This is a genomic window from Streptomyces sp. NPDC048269 (genome assembly GCF_040652395.1).
GTDB lineage: Bacteria > Actinomycetota > Actinomycetes > Streptomycetales > Streptomycetaceae > Streptomyces.
Window position 1 is genome coordinate 1 of record NZ_JBEZLW010000102.1, and the last position, 5,173, is coordinate 5,173.

Annotated in this window: 3 protein-coding genes; 1 reads left to right on the forward strand and 2 read right to left on the reverse strand. The window is 70.0% G+C overall.

What is annotated here, in order from left to right:
• Positions 1 to 91: 91 nt before the first annotated feature.
• Positions 92 to 1,213, reverse strand: coding sequence for a nucleotide disphospho-sugar-binding domain-containing protein (locus AB0D48_RS37055; protein ID WP_362407655.1), 1,122 nt, complete (start codon positions 1,211 to 1,213; stop codon positions 92 to 94).
• A gap of 1,854 nt (positions 1,214 to 3,067) precedes the next feature.
• Between AB0D48_RS37055 and AB0D48_RS37060 the strand changes: the two genes are divergently transcribed.
• Positions 3,068 to 3,421, forward strand: coding sequence for a VOC family protein (locus AB0D48_RS37060; RefSeq protein WP_362407658.1), 354 nt, complete (start codon positions 3,068 to 3,070; stop codon positions 3,419 to 3,421).
• A 585-nt stretch (positions 3,422 to 4,006) separates the two neighbouring features.
• Here the strand turns inward: AB0D48_RS37060 and AB0D48_RS37065 are convergent.
• Entirely contained in the window at positions 4,007 to 4,480 is a 474-nt protein-coding gene (locus AB0D48_RS37065) for a lamin tail domain-containing protein (protein WP_362407661.1), read from the reverse strand.
• Positions 4,481 to 5,173 lie beyond the last annotated feature (693 nt).

Sequence of the window (5,173 nt, forward strand, 5' to 3'; positions counted from 1 at the left end):
GCGGACAACGCTTCCCACTCCAGATCCGACAGTTCATGACGACGCACCATGCGACACATGATTCCCCATCAGAACCCTTTGAAGACACCCCCTAGGAGGCGGCCAGGGTCTCCAGGGCGGGGACCGTTTCGGCCGGGGTCGGCAGGGCGGCGTTCTCTGCCCGCAGGCGGGCGGCGGCTTCGCGCAGGGCCGGGTCGATGGTGAGGCGGGTGAGGAGCGGGGCGTCGACGTCTTCGGAGGCGGAGCGCAGTGCGGCGCCGGTCCTGGTGAGGGCGTCGGCGTTGGTGAAGTGGTCGGCGCCCTGGGGGAGCAGGAGCTGGGGCAGGCCGGCCTGCAGGGCGGTGAGCAGGGTGCCGGCGCCGCCGTGGTGGATCAGTGCGTCGGAGGCGGTCAGCAGCTCGGCGAGCGGGATCCAGGGCAGGGGACGGACGTTGTCCGGGAGGGTGCCGAGCGGGGTGAGGTCGGCCTCGCCGACGGCGAGCAGGAACTCGGCGTCCACCGAGGCGGCGGCCTCGATCAGGCGGACGATGGCACGGACGCCGTCCAGCTCGGTGAGTACGGTGCCCAGGGTGACGGCGACGCGCGGGCGGGAGCCGCGGCGGAGCAGCTCGGCGGGGACGGTACCGCCGCCGTTGTACGGGATGTAGCGCATCCGCAGGCCGTTCGGGTCGCCGCCGAGCGAGGCGGGGACGATGTTCAGCGCGGTGGGCTCTGCGGGGCCGGCCACCCCGTACGTCTCGTACGCTTCGGTGAAGTTGGAGGCGAGCCGGCCGACCATGTCGAGGCCGGAGGTGACGCCGAAATTCTGGAGCACCGACGGGATCTTGAGCTTGGCCGCGACCAGCGGGGCCGAGGCCTGGAAGGAGTCGTAGACCAGTAAGTCGGCACGCCAGCTGTCGGCGGCCTCCAGCAGACCGTCCACGGTGGGGCGGGAGACGAGCGCGAAGGCGCGGGCCGCCGTGTCGAGGATCTGGTCCGGGGTCATGTCGGGGGTGACGTAGCGCACCTCCTCGCCGGTGGACTGCTCGAACACGTCCCGAATGCTACGGCCGTCGCCGATCTCGACGATCGGAAAACCGGCCTCGCGGAGCCGGTTCAGCGGCTGCGAGCTCGCGAACAGCACCTCGTGGCCAGCGGCGCGCAAGGCCTGCGCGGTCGGGATCATCGGGAAGAGGTGGCCGGCCGCAGCCGGTCCGGTGAAAAGTATGCGCACAGGTTCTCCTTGCCGTTGTTCTGCCGGTCGAGGACGAGTCGTGCGGGCTCGCCCCGGGTCCTTGGATGAACTGATGGGAAGGCACGTTGTGTTCCCCCACAAGGATCGATAATCGGACTTTCTGGTGACCCTTCCGGACGAGGAGCGATGTGCTCCTGAGGCGGCGGTCGGCCAGGGCATCTGGGCGAGGAAGCCGCACATACGCCCGGACGCACGATGATGTCCACTGGGAGCGGCGCGAAACCGTGCACCGGATCACCGGCCGGAGGGGGACCTGCGCGTGTTCAGCTGGTGGGCGAGGCCGATGTACTGCCCGTCCCAGCCGACTCGCCGCCGGCCGCTCCCGTCGGGCGGATGGATGACCGAGCGGGGAGGGGAGACGCCCTCCACCGCCGGTCACCCGCCGGCTGGGGGCGGGCCAGGCGCTCGTGTCTACGAGCGGTCGGTTCGCTGACGTGCCGCTTCTCTGGTTCACCGGCCCGATCAGCGGGATGATGGGCCGTCACCAGGCTGCGCCGCGTTCCGGCTGGAGCGGCTGTCCCCAGTCAGCTTCGGTGAGCTTCGGGTGGTTTGACTCGGAAGGGGTCCAGTCCTGGCACGTTCGTGATGCGGCAAGCGGGACACCTTGGAGACCAGTGCCCACATCTCGCGTTCGGCGGCCAGATCGCCCGGTAGGAGGAGGCCGCGGGCTTCGGCGAGCGGCTTGCGTCCCGTGTTCACCAGTGCCCGGACGGCTGCGGATCCGTTGCTGATACTGCCGCGCGGTACCACACAGGAATCAGGAAGCCGGCACGGCGATGGCCGTGAGGAGCAGCGGGACATCGGGTCGGGCCGCTGCCAGGGCTGCCGCCGCGCACAGTACGACGGCGCAGTGGCCGTAGAGCAGGGCCACGAAGAAGTCGACGTTCGCGGGGCGGTGCCGGGTCGCGGCGAAGCCGTCGAGACGGATCGCGTCCAGCGTGGTCTTGGTGATGCGTTCGGGTTGGCCGTGGATCCCGGGGACGGCTGCTCGTCGGAGGTGTGCCTGCGCCCCGTTCTCACCACTGCAACCGGCCGGGCGGCCGAGGGGGCGGCCGCGGGAGGCGTCTGTGCGGTTGGGTGTGCCGGGCTGCTGCCGTCGGGTCCGTTGCCCGCGGGCGGCGGTACGAGCGCCGTCGGCGGGGGTTCGCCCGGTGGCCTCGGGTTCCCGGCTGGGGAGGGGCCGGGAACCCGGGGTCGTCCGGGTTCCGTACGGGACCGGGCGGCAGCCCGTCGTGCAGGCGAGCCGGCCGCATGACGCCGGGGGAAGGTCGCCCTGCGGCTGAGGCGCGCTCCGGAAGCCCCTACACGCAGGTGGCAGCTTCCGGTATCACGCGTCTAACCCGGCCGCCCTCACCCAAACGCACTTTTCTCCAGAAGTTCTGAGGAATCGTCAAGCGCTGCTGTCCTCTCGCGATGCGCGAACGGAGCCGCGGAGGGTCAGACTTCGGACTGGCGGTCGGTACGTAAGCTCGCGCGTGAACCGCTCTGTGGCCACCTGAAAGCCGGGCAAGCCTGCCGCCGACAGCGAGGGCAAGCCAGGGTGCCCCTGGGCAAGTCCCCGTTGTCGGTGGCGGATGGGCGGCTGGGTGGCTGGGACACATGGACCGGGACGGAGAACTGCTGCGGCGCCGGGTCTTCGGCGGGGAAACACGACGGCCCCATCCGGGTGTCTGCGGCCCGGCCAGGGCTACGCCGAGCCGGTCGGCGGCCCGACGTACCGCCTGCTGCCCGAGGTCACCGGATGGACAGCGGACGAGATCCACACACGGGTTGCGCTGCAGAGCGGTGGTGTGGTGCCGGCCCGCCCGATCGCCGTCCTGGCAAGATGGCGGCATGGAACGTGTGCTTGGAATCGGTGGATACTTCATGCGCGCCACCGACCCGGCGGCCCTGAGCGCGTGGTATCGCGATTGCCTGGGCCTGGACGCCGATGAGAACGGCCTGTGGCACCAGGGAGCCGGGCTGACGGTGTTCGCGACGTTCGAGTCCGAAACCGACTACTTCGGGTCCCGCGCCCAGCGAACGATGCTCAACTTCCGGGTCCGCGACCTGGATGCGATGCTCGCGCAATTGCGCGCCAAGGGAGCGGACGTGGCCGAAGAAGCGCAGGACATGGAGGGCATCGGTCGATTCGGCTGGGTCACCGATCCTGAGGGCAATCGGGTCGAGCTGTGGCAGCCCGCCTGACCGCGTCTTCGCGCAGGCAGTGACGTGCTGGTGAACACCAGGTTGTCGACGTGTGCACCCTGGTCATGTCCGCTCGGGCCATGTCCCCATGAGGCCTTCTGTGGACTGTTCCCGCGGGGACTTCAGCCTCAGCCCCTGCCCGATTGAGGTCGCCTCCTGGCCCTCGGCGGGGATGTCCAGGGCGTGTTCCAGATCGTTTGGTGGAGGACTGGCAGGCGGTCCTCGATCTTGTCGAGACGTGGGGCGGGAAGTTCCGACCACGACCCCGCCGGGTCCCTCATCGACCTGCGGGGCCAGCGGTGCCGCCGACCGCCACCCGCTCCCGGCGCTTCTGAGCAGGCGGCGGGCCCGTCGAGACGGGAGGTGAAATGGGTCGCTCCACCGGGCGTATCCGGGCCGGCCGGCGGACCGAAGGGCGGGCGGGCCGCGTGACCGTCCCCAGGACCCCGGTGAGCAGGCGTCGTGTGTGGAGGCTGGGTGCCGGTGTGTATGGGTGTGGCGTGCCACGACTGGTCAGTCGCGGCACGCCGTAGAGTTCAGCCGGGGGCAGCTCACGGTCCCTGTGGGGGTGGCTGCCGGAGCGGGTTAGCGGTGGTGGTGGTGTCCGCGGTGGCCCCAGGACTCGGTGTCGATCACGTTGCCGCGGTTGTCGCGGAGGGTGGCGGTGTCGCGTTCGTCCCAGATTTGGTGGCGGCGGTCCTGGTAGACGTCGCGGCGGGTGTCGCGGCCGTTGCCGGTGTGGACCTTGACGCTGGAGTGTCCGTCGAGACGGAAGCCGTGGAAGCGGTAGCGGTTGCCCTGCTTGTCGGTGAGGGTGAAGCCGCGCAGGTCGACGCTGTGGCGGCCGGTGTTCTTCACCTCGACCCATTCGCTGTTCAGGGCGCGGTTGTCGCGGCCGCGGCCGGCGTTCTCGACGTCACCGATGACGATGGAGGAGTGGGGGCTGCGGTGGTCGCGCCGGTGGTCGTCGGCGGTGGCCGGCACCGCCGCGGCGCCGATCAGGGCGCCGGCGGCCAGGAGGCCGGCGAGGGTGCGGCGGGTGGCGAGAGAAGCAGACATGCGGATGGCTCCTTCAACGGTCAGCCCGTCCCGGCCTCGTGTATGCCGGGCGGACTGCGATCAGTTCCCGGCGTCCTGCCGAGGAGCCACACTCTGGCCTCGCATCACGCTCGAAAGCAACGAAATCGGCTCGTGTTGCCTAATGCAGACATGTCCGTAACCCTCCCTTGTAAGGGGCATGCGTCAAGGCAGCCTTGACCCCCGGAGGCGGCAGTTCCGATCCATGTCCAAGAGCCGCATGGGCCGCAGCCTCGCGCCTCACGGGCGCCCGGCTTCTTCGCCGCCTCCGGCCTCTGCGCCGAACGGGTTCAAGGCCCCGTAACAGATGCTTCTGCGGTTTCTTCGAGGGTGTGTGCGTAAGCGGTTCTGACGTACGAACCCTGGTCGACGGTCGACGGTCGACGGTCGACGGTGGCGAGGTTGTGCTGCGCCCTGGGTGCCTGCCCCCTCCAGGGCATGGGTGTCCCGGCGCCCTCCCGCCCTGCTCGCCGTGGCGGGAGGGGTTTGGCTCACCCTCGGCTCTCGCATCTCCTTGTATGCAGCCAAGGGCCCCGGCCGGACGCTGCACGGTTCGGACGGCCTTGCGCGGGCGCGGCGGAGGCTTTTACCAAGATCGGTGCTGGATGTCCAGCCACGTATTCGAGTGGCGTGACGCATCTCCTCCGGCAGGGTTTATTTGAAGTACGTCCTCAC

Excerpts from the sequence above, each read along its gene's own strand:
- AB0D48_RS37060 (WP_362407658.1), top strand. The coding sequence starts at position 3,068 with ATGGAACGTGTGCTTGGAATCGGTGGATACTTCATGCGCGCCACCGAC.
- AB0D48_RS37065 (WP_362407661.1), bottom strand. The coding sequence starts at position 4,480 with ATGTCTGCTTCTCTCGCCACCCGCCGCACCCTCGCCGGCCTCCTGGCC.